Raw genomic sequence first — 17,533 nt, forward strand, 5'->3', positions numbered from 1 at the left:
TACAGAGATCAAGGCAGAGTGCCTCGGGGCTTGACCCCGAGGTACTTCACACTACATTGCCCTGAATTCACTCGAACACGCGTCGGGCATACCGGTAGATTGGCGCCTCAAGCCAGTCGCGTTCCGACGCCATGTGCTCGAATGCAGCCTCCGCTTCGGACTGGGTGAGTACCTCACGGTCAGTAAGCGCACGGAGGATCAGCGGTGACACGGCAACGTCGCCCGGTACGAGCGGTCGGAGTTCCGGTAACGCCCGATAATCATCCGTGATCAGGAATGGGGCCTCCTGTGCACGCGCGAGGGCGACACAACTGGCTTCCCCATCGTCGATACGGCTCGTGGTGAAGGCTTCTCCGCTCCTGTCGAAGACGTCGAACGAGTCGCGAGAATCGAGGATCGCAGTTGCGGCAGTACCGTGGCGATCAGCATACTCCGCAGTCTGCTCGAGCTCATCGAGGACACAGTCAGTCGTCGCAACGTCGAACTCCGCGAACACAGACCCGTATACTGACGTGACGCCAAGCGAGACAAACGCGCTCGTATCGACAACGAGCATTACAGGTCCGCGAGTTTCTGAGCCAACTCGTCACCTTGGTCGAGTACTTGCTTGGATGCACGGACGGACTCCGCGTCTTGGCGCCCGATAACATCGACAAGCGCGTCGAACTCGATGTGGTCCTCAAGATACAGCTCGATAACTCCCTCCCGAAAGTCCGCTTCAGACTCCATCTCAGTCAGGTACTGCCGAAGCGCTTCGATGAGAATCTCTGTCCGATCCTTGTGGGTCACTTCCGCCGCGATATCGGCTTGGGTGACTAACTCCTCAGGAAGTCTGAAATTGACGCGCTTCGTACTCATGTACATACATTGTATGCACGGACACATAGATGCTTCGTCATCACCACTCACGTGGGCGCTACTCAAATGCGGTCAGCGACGGCTCCACAACACCTGACACCGCCCGCTGTATCCGCTCGCGATCCCACCCCAGCGGCGAGACCACACTCTCGGCAGCCCGAATCGCCTCACGGCGATACCACTCGACATCGTACCGACGCAACGACTCAAACTCCAGCCGCACCCGTCCCAAGCCCGTCGCGTCATCATCCACGACTAGATACTCGACGCGCTGCCCGGGCTCAAGGGCACAGTCCTTCCATTCTGCACGCTTCAACGCCGCCACCGTCACCGTCTCGTAGCGATACTGCTCGGCGCGCTTCGAGACGCGTTGCGTCACAAGTAACTCCGACGGGTCAACCTCACCGTCTTCTAACCGCCTAAGCCACTGCCGTAACTCACCCACCACAGCCTCCACGTCATGTGTCCGGTCCAACGTCCGGATCAACGCCGCCTGCAACCGCGCGATCCACGCCGGCGTGTCGTCTTGGCGGCACTCGATGCCCCGCGCCTTCACCGCCTCATCCACACCCTCATCCGGATACGACTCCCCACGTCGACGGCCGAAGTACCGCGTCAGCGCCCCACCATCCCCACCGTGGCGCGGACAAAACGCGACCCACTCGAGGCGCCCTCGTACTCCAACTCGATACCCACTCAGCACTCACCTCCTGGGCAATCGTATCAAGCGCCCGTTGGTCGGTTTCAGCAACCTCTGGCGTGGGCGTCACCCAGATCGAATCGACGATTCCGTGGAGCACGCGCCACCCGCCCGCTTCCAGTGCAGCTTTCGCATCTAACAGGATCTCTCGGGCAAACGCGTTGATTGCTTGGTGGCACTCGATGCGCCCGTACTTCGCGTTCGAGAAGCCCTGATAGCCGAAACACGACACGAGGATCCACTTGATCGCCGCCGAGCGAAAGAACTCCGGGCGCCACGCCTGCTACGTGATCGACACGCCGCGCTTGCTTACTACTGTGACGGTACGTCGGGATGAAGCTCTCTATCAGCAATATCGGGGAAGATGTAGGCACCGATCTCCGAGAGCAGCGTCTCCTCGGCGCGCTTAATATGCTCTCCGGCTGTCGACCGGTGGACGCCCAACAGGGACGCGATGTCGTCGACCGTTACGTGTTCGTCCGAAGTATAGTATCCCAATTTCAGCGCGGTCTCGAACGCAGCCAGCTGTTTATTAGTAAGCTCCGACCGAAGCGCCTCATGCTGGATAGCGTGTTCCTCAGTGATCGGACCTACGTCCACGTTCCTGACCAAATCGACGTTGTTGTTCCGGGTCTCGAGCAGGTCTACGAGATTCTTGAGTTTACATTTCCGCTGCATGTACACCATCCAGTGTTCGATACCGTGTTCCACAACAACGGTCGAATACTGAAAACAGCCGGTTCTGTCGATCAAGCTAAGAATCGAGGGGTTGTCGGCCGAATAGTCGATCTCGCTGATGAAGTACGTTCGTCGAGCGTCGGCGGCCGAGACACGCTCGAGCCCGACTGCGGCCTCGTGGTCGCGATAGTCGCACGCGAACTCGTCGATGGCCTCATCATCCCCCTCGAGTGCGAGGAGTCGCTTGGCGATGCCATCTGACACCCTGACACGGGAAACATTTTCGAGCCGTACGGCCGGATGATCGGCGGAAACGTCCGAAACCGGGCAGCCGTGATGTCTTATCGCCAGTTCTGCCTCCCACATCGTTGGACATGACTTTTCTCTAACCATTCGGGGATATAGTTTGTCATTAACACACATACACCATAGGCCGGTCACCGCTGTGATCCTAGCGAATCCAGATATGTCTGGCCGAACCATTACTCCCAGTGAACGTAAGTGAATTATTGACATGCGTGGTGTTGACAAGGAGGACCTCGAAGGTCCACAGATCGACCGCCGGACGGTGACGAAACTTATCGGAGCGTCAGGCATGGCCGGTCTTGCCGGCTGTACTGGCGGGGAAAGCGATCAGTCGACGAGCCAAGGAGGCGACGAAATGAGTACCTCGGGGAATACGACTGTCACCCCTGAGAGTACAGGAGGTTCCATCGAGGCCGGCTGGGCGTTCGACGCCGTGGAGGTACTCGACCCTCACTACGTCGACTTATACCAACAGATCACGATCTTCTCGAACATTTTCTCGGGGATCGTGAAGATCGATCGCAACGGTGAGATCGTCGGCGACGTAGCAAGCGACTGGACGCTCCCGGACGACACGACCTACGAGTTCACGATCCGTGAGGGAGTCACATTCCACAACGGCGACACCCTCGATGCTTCGGCTGTCAAGTGGTCGATAGAGCGCCTGATGGGGCTGGATGATTCTCCCCACATCGGGAAGGTCTCCGACATCGAGAGCGTTGAGGCGCCTGACGCGACAACTCTTCGCATCAACCTTTCGAGTCCAGTCGCGCCGTTCATTACCTTCCTCACGCGCGGACCGGGGCGTGCGGGCACCATCGTCAACAAGACCGCAGTCGAAGAGGACCCCGAAGCCTACCGTCGCTTCCCGGTAGGATCGGGCCCGTTCGAGCTCACCGATCGCTCGACGGGTGAGTCGCTGACGCTGACGGCGTTCGATGACTACTGGGAGACAGACGAGGAGGGCAATAGCCTGCCATACCTCGACGAGGTGACGATCAACCTCATTCCCGAGCCGTCGACGATGTGGAGCGCCATCTCAACCGACGGGATCCAGTACGCCGACGAACTCCCGCCACAGAACGCTAGGCAAGCACAGGGGGGCGGTGGCAGCGTCGACGTAGCGGGCGTGAGTTCCGGCGAGTGGTCCTGTATGGCGATGCTGTGCAACGATCCTGGGTCCGAAGAGTGGGCCACGCGCCAGTCGTACGCAAGCGGCAACGACCAGCCGACGGACTACTGGGAGGACAAAGAGATCCCGACGACGAACAAGAAGGTCAGGAAGGCGGTCGCGATGGCGATCGATCGCCAAGAACTGGTCGAGAAGGCGTACTTCGGGTTCGCCGAACCGGCCCACAGCCTGATCAATCCCGCGATCGCATGGGCCTACGAAGCACAGCCGGATAACGCGCAGATGCACGACCCTGAGCGGGCACGCGAGCTGCTCGATGAGGCCGGCTACACCGGGGAACCGCGGTTCAGCGGCCGGATCCTCGGGACGCCTACGGATGAGCGGGTGATGACCGTCCTTCAGGAGCAGCTGTCGAACGTGGGTATCGAGGCTGAGCTTGACGTCCAGCAGGAATCCTCCTACTGGGACAACATCTACCTCTACAACCACATGTTCGCGATGTACGGGGGCGGCGGCGACATCGACCCTTGGATGTCGTGGTGGAAGCAACTCGGGACCCCGACGGAAGAGGGCTCCTTGGGTGCCTGGCAAAAGAACCTCTACTCCAACGAGGACTTCGACGAGGCGCTCTCGCAGTCGTTCATGACGCCGAACAAAGACGAACGGATCGAACACATCCGGCAGGCTGAACAATACTTCCTGGAGGACGCACCGTTCGCGATGACGACGTTCCCGCTAACGCCGAAGGGCAGTGTCTCTGCACTGCAGAATGTCGGTAACCAGACTGGGTTGAGCAACTTCCACCGGGCGTTCCTCGAACAGTAAGATGGCGTTGGGACAGTTTGGGGATCGTTGGGCGCTGGCCGATGGGGGTGGGTCGTAGTGGGCATGCGACGCTACGTCGCCAAGCGGGTCGCCCACGCGGCGGTTGTGATCTACATCGTCGCGACGATCGTGTTCTTCGCGGTCAGGGCTATTCCCGGTGACCCTGCCCGGGTACTGCTGGGCGGGGACGCCAGCGCAGAAGCTATTGCCGCTCTCCGTGAGGATATGGGCTTGACTGAACCATTGTATGTCCAGTACTTTCGGTGGGTCAGTCGTATCTTCCAAGGCGATCTGGGAACGTCGGTGTTCAGCGACCAGAGTGTCCTTCAGATGCTCATGGGTGTTGCCGAGCCGACGTTGAGTATCGCTGGCTTGGGAATGGTGATCGCATTGTTGATCGCGATCCCCGCGGGGATCACCAGCGCAGTCAAACGGTACCAGTGGGAGGACTACGTCGCGACGGGCGTGTCGTTCCTCGGGATTAGCATGCCAGGCTTCTGGATCGGGATCGTCTTACTCATGGTGTTCGCCGACCAGCTAGGGGTCGTCCCGGCGTTCGGCTACGTGTCGTTCCGGCAGGGAATCATCCCGTGGCTGGAACACATTGCGTTGCCAGCGCTTGCGGTCGGACTGCCCTACGGCGGGATCCTGATGCGGATGACCCGCTCGTCCATGATGGAGGTCCTCAACGAGGACTACATGCGTACTGCCCGGGCGAAAGGACTGAACGGACGGCTCATCCTGTTCAAACACGGGCTCCAGAACGCGTTGATCCCCATTGTCACGATCGCGGGCATCCTCTTGGGGGTGCTGCTCGGCGGCGTCGTCGCCGTCGAGATCGTCTTCGGGATCCAAGGGTTGGGTCGATTGCTCATCGCCTCGATCGAGCGACGTGACTTCCCCGTGATTCAGGGAGCCGTCATCGTCATCTCGTTCGTCTTCGTGTTCATGAACCTCTTCGTTGACATCATGTACACATCGATCAACCCGCGTATCAAGTACGGTGGTGGCGACTGATGTCGGTGTCCGAACTGTTCAAGCGGACCATCGGCGCGTCCGGCGGTGGAGGGAAGACGTTCGGTGTCCGCTCGGATCTCCTCGAGCGATTCGGGCAGACGCTCAGCCGAGACCTCCGGGCGAAAATCGGCTTCTCAGTGGTCCTCCTGTTTGGACTGGCCGCCGTGTTCGCGCCGATGTTAGCTCCCTACGATCCGATGGCACAGGAGTACGGCGTCCTCATGGCGCCAGATCTGACCAGCGCCCACCCGTTGGGGACGGACTCGTTCGGCCGCGACTTATTGGCGCGGCTCATGTTCGGTGCTCGTATCTCGCTGGCAGTCGGGCTCGGAGCCGTCACCTTCGGCGCCGTGCTCGGTATTCTCATCGGGCTGGTGTCAGGCTACTACGGCGGCTACGTCGACGACGTGCTGATGCGGGCCGTCGACGTAATGTGGGCGTTCCCGTGGCTGCTCATCGCCATCATGCTGGTGGCGATCTTCGGACAAGGCTTCTGGAACGTCATGGTCGCAGTCGGCTTCGCGTACATCGACGACTTCGCGAGGCTCGCCCGCGGGGAAGTGCTGTCGATTCGCGAGGAGGAGTATACAATGGCCGCCAAGAGCGTGGGGCTCGGCGATAGAGAGATCATTTTCGAGGAGGTGTTCCCCAACACGGTTGCACCGCTTATCGTCCAGTTCACGGTGTTCACAGCCCGCGCCATCCTCGCCGAGAGTACGCTCTCGTTCCTCGGGTTGGGCGTGAAGCCGACCACGCCGACTTGGGGAGCGCTGCTGGGCCAGGGACGCGGGTTCATCACGCAGGCGTGGTGGATATCGATCGTCCCCGGCATTGCGATCATGGTGACGGTGCTGGGAATCAACCTCTTCGGAGACGCGTTACGCGACGCATTCGACGTCAAGGAAACAGGTGAGACGTGATATGAGCTCCAGTTTACCGCCGAACGCGAACGCACAACAGGAATCGAACGCGACAGCCTCACCAACGGACGGAGGTGACGACCCGCTGTTGGTAGTTGAAGACCTCCACACCACCTTCTCGACCGACCGGGGCGAGGTGCCGGCTGTCGACGGCGTCTCCTTCGCGATCGAGGAAGGCGAGGTGTTCGGCGTGGTTGGCGAGTCCGGCTCCGGCAAGTCGGTCACCGCCCTGTCGCTACTTGGGTTGGCTGACGGAGCACGCGTGGAGGCCGACCGTGTCAGTTTCCGCGATGAGGACCTGCTGGCGAAAGACGAGCGGGGGCTCCGTGCGATCCGGGGCAACGATATCTCGATGATCTTCCAAGACCCGATGTCATCGCTGAACCCGGTGATGACCGTCGGCGAGCAGATCGCCGAGGTGGTTCGCCATCACAACGATATCGGCGAGTCGAGGTCGCTGTTCGCGGAACTACGCCGCAAGTACGTGACGGGAACCAGCGAGTCGAGTGCGTCTTGGGAGCGGGCCGTTGAGCTCCTGGAAACAGTCGGAATTCCGGATCCGGGCGACCGGGCACATGAGTACCCACACCAACTGTCCGGCGGCATGAAACAGCGGGTCATGATCGCGCAGGCGCTAGCCGGTGACCCAGACTTGATCATCGCCGACGAGCCGACGACGGCTCTTGACGTGACCATCGAGGCCCAGATCCTCAATGAACTGCTGGACCTGCGCGACGAGTTCGGCGTTTCGATCATGCTGATCACGCACGACTTGGCTGTCGTGCGCGAGACCTGCGACCGCGTCGCGGTCATGTATGCTGGCGAGTTGATGGAAACGGCCGACGCGGGCACCCTGTTCGATGACCCCCGCCATCCCTACACGCGGGGGCTGATCAACTCGATTCCGAGGACCGACGACGACCGGGAATGGCTCGATGCCATCGAGGGCAACGTGCCGGACCCGACGGCAAAGCCGTCCGGGTGTCCATTCAGCGACCGTTGTGGGGCTGCGTTCTCGCTGTGTGGCGAGCCGCTTGTTGGCTATCCGGCCGGCAAGTCCGGTCATCGAACGTGGTGTCATCTTTATAATGACGCCGTCTCCCGGGACGGCGACGAGATCGACCATGTCGACGAAATGAAGGCAAAACAACACATCGAGGAGTACGCGGCAGCCGCCGACGGCGTGCCGTACCGTCCCGACTTCGGGAGTGAGTACGCGTGAGCAGTCATTCGGCGCCGCCGACCGAGGATGCAACGCCAGAGGGAGCGACCGACCCGGCTGAGGAACCGATGCTTCAGGCTATGGGCCTAAAGAAGCATTTCCCGGTCGAACAAGGGATCCTCGATCGACTGTTCGGCGACGAGGAGTGGGTCCATGCCGTGGACGGTGTCGACCTCTCTCTTGGGGAGCGTGAGACACTGGGTGTCGTCGGCGAGTCGGGCTGTGGTAAGTCGACGCTCGGGCGGACGCTGTCTCGACTGTACGAACCAACGGCGGGGACGATCCATTTCGACGGCGAAGATATCTCGGCTGTGGATGGGAAGCGCCTGAAAGAGCTACGCACCGACATCCAAGTGATCTTTCAGGATCCGCTGTCGTCGCTCAACCCCCGCAAGACCGTCGGCGAGATCGTCGGCAAGCCACTGTCCGTACACGACATCGCAACGGACACACAGAAAGACGAGCGTGTAATGGAACTGTTCGAAGAAGTCGGACTGTCGCCCGACCTTCGGGGTCGGTACCCCCACGAGCTCTCGGGTGGACAACGCCAACGCGTCGGCATCGCACGGGCGCTGGCGGTCGAGCCAAAGCTCATCATCGCTGACGAGCCCGTTAGCGCCCTGGACGTCAGCGTCCAAGCGCAGATCATCAACTTGATGAAACGTCTCCAACAGGAATACGGCCTCTCGTACGTGTTCATCGCGCACGATCTCTCGGTAGTCCGCCACGTCAGCGACCGGATTGCTGTGATGTACCTCGGTAAAATCGTTGAGGAGGGTCGGACTACGGATATCTTCAATTCTCCGGCTCACCCCTACACCCGCTCGCTCCTGGCCGCGATTCCGAGCGTAAGCGGCGATATGGGGCGCCGTACGGTGTATCTCGATGGAAACCCGCCAAGTCCGATCGATCCGCCGTCCGGCTGCCCGTTCCACACGCGGTGTCCTGAGTACATCGACGAGGAGTGCGAGGCCACCGAGCCTCAACTTCAACCAGTCGCTGACGACCCTGCGGCGGACACAGCCACCCATCGGTCGGCGTGTCACTGGGTCGAACGAGACGAAGCCGACCAGCGTGCTCAAAGCCCATACGATGGCGATGTCGGTGACTGGTGAGGACGACGCCGCGGACGACCCGGGACGTGTCGCCCACGAACAGTTAGGCTTCTCGCGATGGTGGCTCGTAATCGCCGCTGCCGGGGCCATGGGCGTTGTCAGCCCGTATCAGTACGTCTGGTCGTCGATCGAGGGCCCGCTCGCGGCTGACCTCGGTATTCCCCTCCCGACGCTGGGGCTGGTGTTCACGCTGTTCGTCATCTTCCAATCTGGCTCCCAATTCCCGGTCGGCTGGTGGCGAGACCGACACGGACCTCGGCTCTTGACCGCCATCGCAGCTATTCTGGCTGGCGGAGGCTACGTCGGGATCACGTACGCGAGTGAGGTTTGGCACCTCTACGTGCTGTACTCGCTAGGAGCCATCGGAGTCGGGATCGTGTATACAGTCGCTGTGAACACGGCGCTGAAGTGGTTCCCAGACCGGCGAGGGTTGACGACCGGTGTCGGGACGATGGCGTTTGCCGGCGGGGCGGCGCTGTTCGTCCCGTTCGTGCGAGCGAACGCTGCCGTCGACGCGTATGGGACAGTCCTGCGAGTCATGGGGGTGGTGATATTCGTCGTTGTTCTGTCGGCCGCGGTCGTGTTGCGGGATCCACCCGCCGACTGGCGCGACTCGACAACCGAGGAGACTACTACGTCCTCAACAGACGCCGACGTGCACCTCACGCAGTATACGTGGGGGGAGACAATCCGAACATGGCAGTTCTGGCTGATGTACGCCATGTTTGTCGCGGTCAGTGGGGCTGGGCTGATGGTGACTGCGAAGGTCATCTCCTTCGCACAGGCGATGTCGATGACTGCGAACACGGCGACACTCTCAGCGACGATCCTCCCGATCGCCGCCGGCGTCGGACGACTGGTAATGGGGGACCTTTCGGACCGATTCGACCGTCGCCACATTATGGCTGTCTCGTTTATTCTCTGTGGCGTCGGTGTCGGCGGTCTGGTGATTGGTGCTAGGGTCGGGTCGACGCTCGTATTCATCGCAAGCGTCGTACTATCGGTCTTCTTTTGGAGTCCGCAGTACACGCTGTTCCCGAGTCTGGTCGGCGAGTACTACGGGGAACGACACTCATCCTCCAACTACGCGCTGTTATACTCGGGAAAAATGTGGGGCGGGATCTTTGGCGGTGCCGTCGCCGGCTGGGTGGTGACGGTCACGTCTTGGACAGTCGCGTTCGCCATTGGCGCACTGTTGGCCGTAAGCGCAGGCCTGAGCGCCCTCCTGTTGCGGGCGCCGACGCGGTCGACTGTGTCACACTCCGAGGCGGTCACACCCGCCGGTGAAGACTGATTATCCGCAACAGGTCCTCCCATGACGACTCATGAGAGTCATCCGTGTACAGCATGCAAATGTCCGGAGGTATTGGAATGGCGTCTGTGCATTGGATGGTCCGCTACAAATTGAAGCGGTTCTCATGACACCTATATTTACCCGACAGAAGTGGATCGAATAACGACGGGGATTCCAATGATCGAACGCATTTGGCACGGATGGACGACCCCGAAGAACGCGGATGAGTATGAGCGGCTTCTGAGAGAAGAGATCATTCCCAGCTTTGCTGACAAAAATATTGATGGGTATCGTGGGTTTCGATTGTTGCGTCGTTCGGACCAACAAGAAGTTGAATTCGTCACGATCATGCGGTTCAGATCGATTGAATCAGTGAAGCAATTCGCAGGCGAAGATTATGAGAATGCTCACGTTCCCGAAGAGGCGCGTGAAGTACTCGCGAAATTCGACGAGCAGGCTCACCACTACGAGGTGCGAGAGCAGGTAGACTACTAGAAAGAGACAATCCACCGCCACCTCCCTGAAACTGAGCTACCCGGGGCGTCATTGAGGCAACACCGCAGGATAACTCCAGTTGGCTCTGTGAATCTCTCCTAAACGAGATCCGCCAAAACCACCTACACTCGAACCCCTGTGCGGTTGAAGCTTCGGGGTGAGCCTCTGATGGCGGTCTGCAGGTGGTTTCAGACGAACCCTCGTGGGCTTAAACCAGCAGGGGAAGGCGCTGACCCTGTTGATCGGCGAGGGATCTAGATGATGCCCCTGCCGCCACCCCAGCCTAATCGCACGCAGGTGTTCCAGCTGCAATTCGACTCGTCACTGAATCCGCCTCCATCGACGAGCTGTTTTCTCACGCAGAGACATCCGATGTTCGTCCAGAACAATCGCAGACGCAACGAGATGGTCCAACACAACACCTCGTTGCACCCAGTCGTCCCGCTACATCGTCACCCGACTCTTCCGGATATTATGCGGCGACCCGAGGACGGGCACTTACTTACGCGCTCGTAGTGCGTACTTGCACGTCTCTGAATCCTCGTCGTGCGGACACTGATAATAGACTCTGTCTCACTACCCATACTCTCCCAGCGATGGCTCCACAACCCCTGAGACCACCCGCTGAATCTGTTCGCGATCCCACCCGAGCGGCGAGACCACACTCTCGGCAGCCCGTATCGCCTCCTGACGATACCACTCGACATCGTACCGTCCTAACGATTCATACCCCAACCGAACTCGCCCCAACCCAGTCGCCGCATCGTCTACCACAAGGTACTCCACTCGTTGCCCGGGCTCGAGTGCGCAGTCTTTCCACTTCGCGCGCTTCAGCGCCGCCACGGTCACCGTCTCGTATCGATACTGTTCGGCGCGTTTCGACACCCGTTGCGTCACGAGCAACTCGCTTGGGTCCACCTCACCCTCCTCCAACCGACTGAGCCACCGCCGTAACTCCCCGACGACGGCCTCCACATCGTGGGTTCGGTCCAACGTCCGGATCAACGCCGCCTGCAACCGCGCGATCCACGCCGGGGTGTCGTTCTGACGGCATTCGATCCCGCGCGTCTTCACCGCCTCACCCACACCCTCGTCAGGCAACTCCACTCCACGACGCCGCCCGAAGTACCGCGTCAGCGCACCCCCATCACCACCACGCCGTGGACAGAACGCGACCCACTCGAAGGCGCCCTCGTACTCCAACTCGATACCCACCTCTGAGCTCACTTCCTGAGCAATCACATCCAATTCTCGCCGCTCTTTTTCGTCCACATCCGGCGCGGGTGCCACCCAGATCGAATCGACAATCCCGTGCAGCACGCGCCACCCGCCGGCCTCAAGCGCTTCCTTCGCATCCAGCAGAATCTCCCGGGCAAACGCGTTGATTGCCTCGTGGCACTCGATGCGGCCGTACTTCGCGTTGGAGAAGCCCTGATACCCGAAACAGGACACCAAAATCCACTTGATCGCCGCCGAGCGCGACTCCAACGCTGCGATCTCCTCTGGATCATCCGACTCACGAATCCGCTGCTTAATCGCGTCCCGCCCATCAATAAGCGGTCCTAACACAGCGGGGAGGTACCCATCCCGCTCACAGATACTATACCCCACGTTCGGAACCGCGTCGTTGTCACAACACCCACACCGCACCGTCTCTGGTGAGATGTTATACTCCCGAATGATGTTCGGATACAGCGACGAGAAATCGAGTTCGTGGACGTCCTCATGCACCCCCACTTCGGGCGCGAGCGTCGTCCCGCCCCGGTCGGCGGTATCGAGCGTCGCCGCCGAGCGGAAGAACTCTGGGCGCCATGCCTGCCACGGCACCAACACGCCGCGAGCCCGTGCCTCCCGGATCTGCATCGCCGTCAACACCCGCCCGATCGACGCCCACCCGAGCTCCTGCAACGGCAGTCCAGCCCGCTCAACGAGATCGAGACAGCCCTCGAGACCTGCCTCGTGCACAAAGAACGAGTTCGACCGATCGAGCAGCACTCTCCCCGGCACTGAATACCGCGCCGGCGAGTGACCGACGTTCCCGTAGCTCGTGTACGTCGAGGCCGACGCCAACTGTGTATAGCCCGACTCTCGCCCAAGCTCGAACGGCCGCAGACCGTACTCTTTCGCTGCCTCGAACAACAGCGGGACGACCTCGGCGGTATCGACGATCAGCACGTCTGGGTCGACGCTCGCGACGCGCTCCGCGACGGCCGCAACCACTTCACGCGGCGTCGATCCCACCGACTCGCCGTCGACGGTGAGCTGAGACAGCGCCTCCACCCCGGACTCGTGGGCCGGAAACCCCACCTCAAGCGTTCGAAGTGCCCGCACATCCGTATCGGGCGCTGGATCCGTCCCGGTTTCAAGCGTGTAGCGGAACTGCCGCGTCACATCGACGTTGTAGCAGGTGTAGGCGTCCGCGGCACCGAACTGCTGGACCCGCCGCGCGACCGAGCGGAGGTCGTCGATCTCACGACACTCGATACGGAGGACCGGTCGGGCATCAGCGCGGAACGTCTGGCGCCACACGTCCACTGAGAGCGACTTGACGGCTGCCTGCCCCCTGAGGAACGAGCGCAACTCCTGAAGCTCCTCAGTGAGCGCTCCACGCGCCGGCAACTGCACTCGCGGCGTCTGCCCGCCGTGCTCGCCGTACAACTCCGTGACAGGCGCCCCGACGTACATCGTGGGTCGGTAGTCGTCGACGCGGGTGCGTTCGACACCCGAGGCCGTGAGGCCCCACTCGACGACCGTGGTGCCATCGTAGTCGATCGCGAGCACCATCGCTATCGCTCACGCTCGACCGGCGTCTCGGCGACCGTAGCAGTACTGTCGGTCCAAGTGGTCCATCGCTCATGACCCACAAGCACATCCGTGCGTGATCTCGTGTCGGTGGTCACGAGTCCAGACATGATGCGGCTGGGGATATGCCTCAGCCGTCCGTGTAGGGTGGAAGTGGTCCATCGGACCGAATTGTCTCGGATTGTCGCATGTACAGGTCCAACAGACTCTATCTCGGCATACTCCGACTAACAGGCAATTAAGTAGTGCCGTGCCAGTGACGGGTGGAAGTGAACTCCACAGAGACCTTTCCAGAGATGTTCTCCGTTACATCGATGTCACGCCCATTGCGAAGGGTGTAGCATCCCTCCCGAACACTCAAGCCCTGAGTTGTCCAATCGTAGTGTATGGTTTCCATCGAAATCGACGACGATGTGTATGATTCGCTGCAGTTGCCGAAACAAGAACGATCTGAGCGCCTGAAGCGGGAACTCGCTGTGTCGTTGTATTTGCAGGACATGCTCTCGTTCGGAAAGGCCCGCGCACTCGCCGACATGACACATCATGAGTTCCAGCAACTCCTCGGTGAACGGCAAATCCCACGACATTACGGTGAGGAGGAGCTCGCAGAAGATCTCGAATATGCCGACTGAACAGGTCGTCGTCGCCGATACCTCCCCGCTTCTCAATCTCGCGCTCATCGATCAGCTCGAACTGCTTGAAACACAATTTCCCTCACTACTTGTCCCAGAGCAGGTCTGGGATGAACTCACAGCAGGTGAGGCTGGAACTGAGTCACTCCGAACTGCCCGAAAAGGAGATCTGTTCACGCTGGTTAGTGTCGAACAGACGCCCCTGTTCACCGAATTGGCAAATGAACTGGACCGCGGAGAAACAGCTGCGATCTGCCACGCAGTTGAAACTGATGCGGACTTGGTGTTGATCGATGAAGCTGATGGCCGTGAGGTGGCTCGGCGCCACGAGCTTTCTGTAACCGGAGCTATCGGGATCTTGCTTCGTGCTGCGAAAAACGGGGCTATCGACCTCGAAACCGAACTTGACGCGCTCCAAGAAGCTGGCTTTTGGATCTCTAGTGATCTCCGTGAGCAGGCGTTGGCGGCTGTCGAAGGGGAGTGACTCGACCGATACAAGGCGTCGATCTCTTGGTCCAATTGCTGTCGCCGCGTTCGAGGTCATCGAACGCTGTTACTGCACCTGCTCAATATCGTCGGTCTGGAGGTTCTCAAGGTGCTCCTCGCCATACTGCTCGGCTGCAGTCTCGTGGTGCTGGTGCAACCGATAGGCGGCCTGCAGTTGCTCCTCATCGTCAGTTATCGCCCAGTACGGACGCTTGTGTCGGACGAGCCCGCGTTCTTTGAGTCGTGAGAGAATCGCACTGACGGCGTCGGCATCCAGTTCAAGTTCTGCTGCGATTGTCGCCGCCTTCCACGCACGGTCGTCGTTCTCATCGAGGAATAGCACGATGCGCGCTGTGTCGGTCCGCTCATCGAATTCGTCGGGATCGGCGTCCTCAAACTCATCGATGTCGATGGTGCCACTCGACATGCGTTGCTGTTGGTAGTGTTGTGAAATAGGTGTTTGGACTGTTTGGTATGTTGGCATTGCGTCGGCTTCGTTGGTATCCACGGCCGCAGAGAGATTGGTGGAGGCTTTGTTGGAACTAGTCGTCGTCCGCAAGCCGCGACTCCAGTACCTCGATCCGATCTTCGAGTTCGTCGATGCGGTCCTCTTGCTCGAGGTCGATGCTCACCAGTACCGGCGCAAGGCGATCGGGGTGATTCAGATGACTCGCGGCGTCGGCGTGCTCGTGAGCGTAGGTGAACAGTCGATCAAACAGCGGCTGGTGCCTCCGGCGCAGCGCTCGCCGGAAGTCGCCCCACTCGTCTTCCATCCGCGAGAGCACATCGCGGAACGTCGGGTTCGTGCGTCCCATGGTCACCACCTCTCGGGGGTGACCGGCGACGTCGTCGACGTCGACGATGCGCTCGGCGTCTCACCAGCGGTATCGACCGGCGCGTCGACGGCGCGAGCGCGGTGCTGGAGAATTTCCCGCCAGAACGCGAGCGTCGTCTGCAGCCATCCGTCGCCGGTGCGATACACCAGCGTCTCCGCGTCGGACTCGGTATCGTCGCTGGTGAACCGTGGGCCGAACGGCGTTGACTGGCAAGTGAGCGTCTCCCCAGCGGCAGCCTCGAGCGGCGCCGACAGCTCGTCGTCGCGAGTGCGAGTGAGCACGATAGGCAAGTCACGCTCGCGAGCGAGCCCGGCGAGCGTCGCCAGCCGCTGGACCAGCAACTCCTGGGCGTGTTCACGGGCGATATCGTCCTCACGGTAGAGCAGGTCCATCGCGGGAACGACCACGAGCGCCGGGTCGGTACGCTCGAGAGCCGCGTTCGACACGATCCGCGGGAGGCGATCGAGCAGTGACGCATGCTGATACGCCGTGAACCCACGAGCGACGGTGATTCGCTCCAAGAACTGGGGATGCGGAGCAAGTGTCGCGAGTGTAGAGGTCTGCACGTGCCCACCGGCGTCGACCCAGAAGGCGTGGTCCCCCGAAGTCAGGAGCTGGTCGAGGACGAGCGCGCACAACGGTTCGGCGCCGAGGTCGGCGTCGATCTCCAGCAGCGTCACGCCCGACTCGAGGGTGGGCAGTTCGACACCACCGTGCGGCTGGTCGCGATGCATATCAGATCGGACGGAGAGCACGCATAAGGGGCTCAGCCATGCGTGTGGAGTGGAAGTGAAAATGAACAGCCCATTGAGTCCGAAACGCGGCTTGGAGGGCTGCTTGCGGCCGGTAACTGCGGTTCCACTTGTAAGGGCGGTTATTCCTGGTGTCGTCAGTTGCGACCGGAAGTGAAGGGCATCAAGGCAGCCGTACTGGACCCGTCGCGAGGCGTGGAGCAACTACGATGTAGTGAGACACCAGATTCGATCCTCAGCCGAGGGGTGTGATCGTCGAGTCGATCCCCTCCTCTCCTACAATACCGTCGTGTCCGAAAACGCGCGTGTACCTGGAACCGGCTCGCTGACATTCTGGCCACGCTATGGGTGGCTCCCAGCCAGTGGCACTGCCATAGGACCGCAAGGGCTAACGGTGAGATGACTACGTTGCAGTGGACTATGCAGCGAGCATGATCCACTGCAAGCAACGGCGGGGGAACCGAATGCGGCGCGGTCGCAGTCACGGTTCGAAGCCGGGGGAGGTGCGGTCGACCCGCCCCGCCGACGCAAGCACAGAAGGCGAACTTCGTGAGCCGAGGCGCGCAGCGAGGCGCGGCGGGTCGACCGTGCCGACTCCCGGCTCAGGCTGGGGCACCACGATCGACTCAGCGGTCGCTGTCGCGGTCGTGTTCCTGTATCAAGTATGTGGTAGGTCGGTGTTCGTTGGAGGTGGTGTCCCACCGGTTCGATCTGCGTCTGCCCCTATGGGGCTCCTGCCGACTCGCCCCCCACTGGTCACTCCTCACTGTCCGTCCATCCCCATGGGGCTCTCATGGTCACTCGTCGATCACACGGACAGACTTCTCCCGTGCGTAGCCCCGGTCGATGGGGTGGTCGATAGCCGCGCCGATCGGCTCCACTTGCGCTGGGGTGACGACCTCGTCGACGCGGCGTGTCGCGGCGCCGTCGGTGCGGCCCGATCGCCACGGGTTGTCCCCCCGGCTCGAGTCGTCGCGGTCGACGTCGACGGTGGTGACTCCTGGGCCGACTGCCCACGGGATGTCGGACAACTACTCGGCTTGCGAGTCGGTGATGTATCGAGATACTGATAGAGCTTCCAGCGTGTGCGGTCCTCTCTGACTGGCGGTCAGGAAAGAGCCGGTGGGCTCGTCTGCCCTTCCCCTTCCACCTAGCGGCGATTGCCTCACGGTCCGGTTGCATCACTGCCGATCCTCCACCACTTCCAGTATCCCTCACCCTCCATCTTCAGTCGCAATCGGCGACTGCCGATCCGCTGTGGCGGGGCCACTCCCCTGCTAGTCGATCGGCCAGTCGTCCATCTTCGGCTGCCGTCATAGCCAACCCACACCCGCTCATTCCTATATCAGCTCCCTGAGAGTTCGAAGGCCCCACTGGCCGCTTGGCGGTGTCTTCGATTCTACTTGGCCTGTCGGCCTTGGAGACAGGAGCTGTGCTCCGTAACGTCTTATAGGGGGTTATTC

The 17,533-nt window shown here is 61.0% G+C and carries 18 protein-coding genes; 9 read left to right on the plus strand and 9 right to left on the minus strand.

Going from position 1 to position 17,533, the window contains the following annotated elements; translation table 11 throughout:
- Positions 1-67: 67 nt before the first annotated feature.
- The 4 genes from GRX01_RS04000 to GRX01_RS04015 all read right to left on the minus strand — a co-directional run bounded on the left by GRX01_RS04000 (position 68) and on the right by GRX01_RS04015 (position 2,629).
- Entirely contained in the window at positions 68-556 is a 489-nt protein-coding gene (locus GRX01_RS04000) for a PIN domain-containing protein (RefSeq protein WP_159663663.1), read from the minus strand.
- Positions 556-864 carry a CopG family transcriptional regulator gene (locus GRX01_RS04005; RefSeq protein ID WP_159663665.1) on the minus strand — a complete coding sequence of 103 codons (309 nt, stop codon included), beginning with the start codon at positions 862-864 and terminating at the stop codon, positions 556-558. Before GRX01_RS04005 ends, GRX01_RS04000 begins: the two co-directional genes overlap by 1 nt.
- 52 nt (positions 865-916) lie before the next feature.
- Positions 917-1,426 (minus strand): hypothetical protein, encoded by a 510-nt coding sequence (locus GRX01_RS04010; RefSeq protein WP_159663667.1) that lies wholly within the window; start codon positions 1,424-1,426, stop codon positions 917-919.
- A 444-nt stretch (positions 1,427-1,870) separates the two neighbouring features.
- Positions 1,871-2,629: a helix-turn-helix domain-containing protein gene (locus GRX01_RS04015; RefSeq protein WP_159663669.1), complete on the minus strand. Its 759-nt coding sequence runs from the start codon at positions 2,627-2,629 to the stop codon at positions 1,871-1,873.
- A gap of 121 nt (positions 2,630-2,750) precedes the next feature.
- Between GRX01_RS04015 and GRX01_RS04020 the strand changes: the two genes are divergently transcribed.
- From GRX01_RS04020 to GRX01_RS04050, 7 genes are all read left to right on the plus strand, one after another.
- Positions 2,751-4,499 carry an ABC transporter substrate-binding protein gene (locus GRX01_RS04020; protein WP_159663671.1) on the plus strand — a complete coding sequence of 583 codons (1,749 nt, stop codon included), beginning with the start codon at positions 2,751-2,753 and terminating at the stop codon, positions 4,497-4,499.
- Between the two features lie 63 nt (positions 4,500-4,562).
- Positions 4,563-5,516 carry an ABC transporter permease gene (locus tag GRX01_RS04025; protein ID WP_159663673.1) on the plus strand — a complete coding sequence of 318 codons (954 nt, stop codon included), beginning with the start codon at positions 4,563-4,565 and terminating at the stop codon, positions 5,514-5,516.
- Positions 5,516-6,436 (plus strand): ABC transporter permease, encoded by a 921-nt coding sequence (locus GRX01_RS04030; RefSeq protein WP_159663675.1) that lies wholly within the window; start codon positions 5,516-5,518, stop codon positions 6,434-6,436. Before GRX01_RS04025 ends, GRX01_RS04030 begins: the two co-directional genes overlap by 1 nt.
- An 88-nt stretch (positions 6,437-6,524) precedes the next feature.
- Positions 6,525-7,658: an ABC transporter ATP-binding protein gene (locus GRX01_RS04035; protein WP_233740854.1), complete on the plus strand. Its 1,134-nt coding sequence runs from the start codon at positions 6,525-6,527 to the stop codon at positions 7,656-7,658.
- Positions 7,655-8,773, plus strand: coding sequence for an ABC transporter ATP-binding protein (locus tag GRX01_RS04040; protein WP_321167899.1), 1,119 nt, complete (start codon positions 7,655-7,657; stop codon positions 8,771-8,773). Before GRX01_RS04035 ends, GRX01_RS04040 begins: the two co-directional genes overlap by 4 nt.
- A complete protein-coding gene (locus GRX01_RS04045; protein WP_159664045.1) occupies positions 8,757-10,067 on the plus strand; it encodes an OFA family MFS transporter in 1,311 nt (436 codons plus the stop codon). The genes GRX01_RS04040 and GRX01_RS04045 overlap by 17 nt, the downstream gene beginning before the upstream one ends.
- Positions 10,068-10,244: 177 nt before the next feature.
- Positions 10,245-10,562: an antibiotic biosynthesis monooxygenase family protein gene (locus GRX01_RS04050; protein ID WP_159663679.1), complete on the plus strand. Its 318-nt coding sequence runs from the start codon at positions 10,245-10,247 to the stop codon at positions 10,560-10,562.
- Positions 10,563-11,138: 576 nt separating this feature from the next.
- Here the strand turns inward: GRX01_RS04050 and GRX01_RS04055 are convergent.
- Complete coding sequence (locus tag GRX01_RS04055; RefSeq protein ID WP_159663681.1) at positions 11,139-13,346, minus strand: type B DNA-directed DNA polymerase; 2,208 nt, start codon at positions 13,344-13,346, stop codon at positions 11,139-11,141.
- Between the two features lie 404 nt (positions 13,347-13,750).
- Between GRX01_RS04055 and GRX01_RS04060 the strand changes: the two genes are divergently transcribed.
- Together GRX01_RS04060 and GRX01_RS04065 are read left to right on the plus strand one after the other, a co-directional pair.
- Positions 13,751-13,996 (plus strand): UPF0175 family protein, encoded by a 246-nt coding sequence (locus GRX01_RS04060; protein WP_159663683.1) that lies wholly within the window; start codon positions 13,751-13,753, stop codon positions 13,994-13,996.
- On the plus strand, positions 13,986-14,480 hold the full coding sequence (locus GRX01_RS04065) for a DUF3368 domain-containing protein (protein WP_159663685.1): 495 nt from the start codon (positions 13,986-13,988) through the stop codon (positions 14,478-14,480). The genes GRX01_RS04060 and GRX01_RS04065 overlap by 11 nt, the downstream gene beginning before the upstream one ends.
- A 69-nt stretch (positions 14,481-14,549) precedes the next feature.
- On the opposite strand, the gene GRX01_RS04070 is transcribed toward GRX01_RS04065, so the two are convergent.
- From GRX01_RS04070 to GRX01_RS04085, 4 genes are all read right to left on the minus strand, one after another.
- Positions 14,550-14,909: a MarR family transcriptional regulator gene (locus GRX01_RS04070; RefSeq protein WP_159663687.1), complete on the minus strand. Its 360-nt coding sequence runs from the start codon at positions 14,907-14,909 to the stop codon at positions 14,550-14,552.
- Positions 14,910-15,024: 115 nt separating this feature from the next.
- Complete coding sequence (locus GRX01_RS04075) at positions 15,025-15,297, minus strand: hypothetical protein (RefSeq protein WP_159663689.1); 273 nt, start codon at positions 15,295-15,297, stop codon at positions 15,025-15,027.
- Positions 15,298-15,299: 2 nt separating this feature from the next.
- Positions 15,300-16,052: a hypothetical protein gene (locus GRX01_RS04080; protein WP_201289498.1), complete on the minus strand. Its 753-nt coding sequence runs from the start codon at positions 16,050-16,052 to the stop codon at positions 15,300-15,302.
- Positions 16,053-16,867: 815 nt separating this feature from the next.
- Positions 16,868-17,101, minus strand: coding sequence for a hypothetical protein (locus GRX01_RS04085; RefSeq protein ID WP_159663691.1), 234 nt, complete (start codon positions 17,099-17,101; stop codon positions 16,868-16,870).
- Between the last annotated feature and the right edge of the window lie 432 nt (positions 17,102-17,533).

The organism is Halobaculum saliterrae, from assembly GCF_009831625.1.
Lineage (GTDB): Archaea > Halobacteriota > Halobacteria > Halobacteriales > Haloferacaceae > Halobaculum > Halobaculum saliterrae.

What these genes read in the sequence shown, in the direction of transcription:
- GRX01_RS04055 (WP_159663681.1), bottom strand. Translation starts at nt 13,346, where the DNA reads ATGGTGCTCGCGATCGACTACGATGGCACCACGGTCGTCGAGTGGGGC.
- GRX01_RS04050 (WP_159663679.1), top strand. Translation starts at nt 10,245, where the DNA reads ATGATCGAACGCATTTGGCACGGATGGACGACCCCGAAGAACGCGGAT.
- GRX01_RS04065 (WP_159663685.1), top strand. Translation starts at nt 13,986, where the DNA reads ATGCCGACTGAACAGGTCGTCGTCGCCGATACCTCCCCGCTTCTCAAT.
- GRX01_RS04070 (WP_159663687.1), bottom strand. Translation starts at nt 14,909, where the DNA reads ATGTCGAGTGGCACCATCGACATCGATGAGTTTGAGGACGCCGATCCC.
- GRX01_RS04025 (WP_159663673.1), top strand. Translation starts at nt 4,563, where the DNA reads ATGCGACGCTACGTCGCCAAGCGGGTCGCCCACGCGGCGGTTGTGATC.
- GRX01_RS04000 (WP_159663663.1), bottom strand. Translation starts at nt 556, where the DNA reads ATGCTCGTTGTCGATACGAGCGCGTTTGTCTCGCTTGGCGTCACGTCA.
- GRX01_RS04045 (WP_159664045.1), top strand. Translation starts at nt 8,757, where the DNA reads ATGTCGGTGACTGGTGAGGACGACGCCGCGGACGACCCGGGACGTGTC.
- GRX01_RS04020 (WP_159663671.1), top strand. Translation starts at nt 2,751, where the DNA reads ATGCGTGGTGTTGACAAGGAGGACCTCGAAGGTCCACAGATCGACCGC.
- GRX01_RS04030 (WP_159663675.1), top strand. Translation starts at nt 5,516, where the DNA reads ATGTCGGTGTCCGAACTGTTCAAGCGGACCATCGGCGCGTCCGGCGGT.
- GRX01_RS04015 (WP_159663669.1), bottom strand. Translation starts at nt 2,629, where the DNA reads ATGGTTAGAGAAAAGTCATGTCCAACGATGTGGGAGGCAGAACTGGCG.
- GRX01_RS04005 (WP_159663665.1), bottom strand. Translation starts at nt 864, where the DNA reads ATGTACATGAGTACGAAGCGCGTCAATTTCAGACTTCCTGAGGAGTTA.
- GRX01_RS04060 (WP_159663683.1), top strand. Translation starts at nt 13,751, where the DNA reads ATGGTTTCCATCGAAATCGACGACGATGTGTATGATTCGCTGCAGTTG.
- GRX01_RS04075 (WP_159663689.1), bottom strand. Translation starts at nt 15,297, where the DNA reads ATGGGACGCACGAACCCGACGTTCCGCGATGTGCTCTCGCGGATGGAA.
- GRX01_RS04080 (WP_201289498.1), bottom strand. Translation starts at nt 16,052, where the DNA reads ATGCATCGCGACCAGCCGCACGGTGGTGTCGAACTGCCCACCCTCGAG.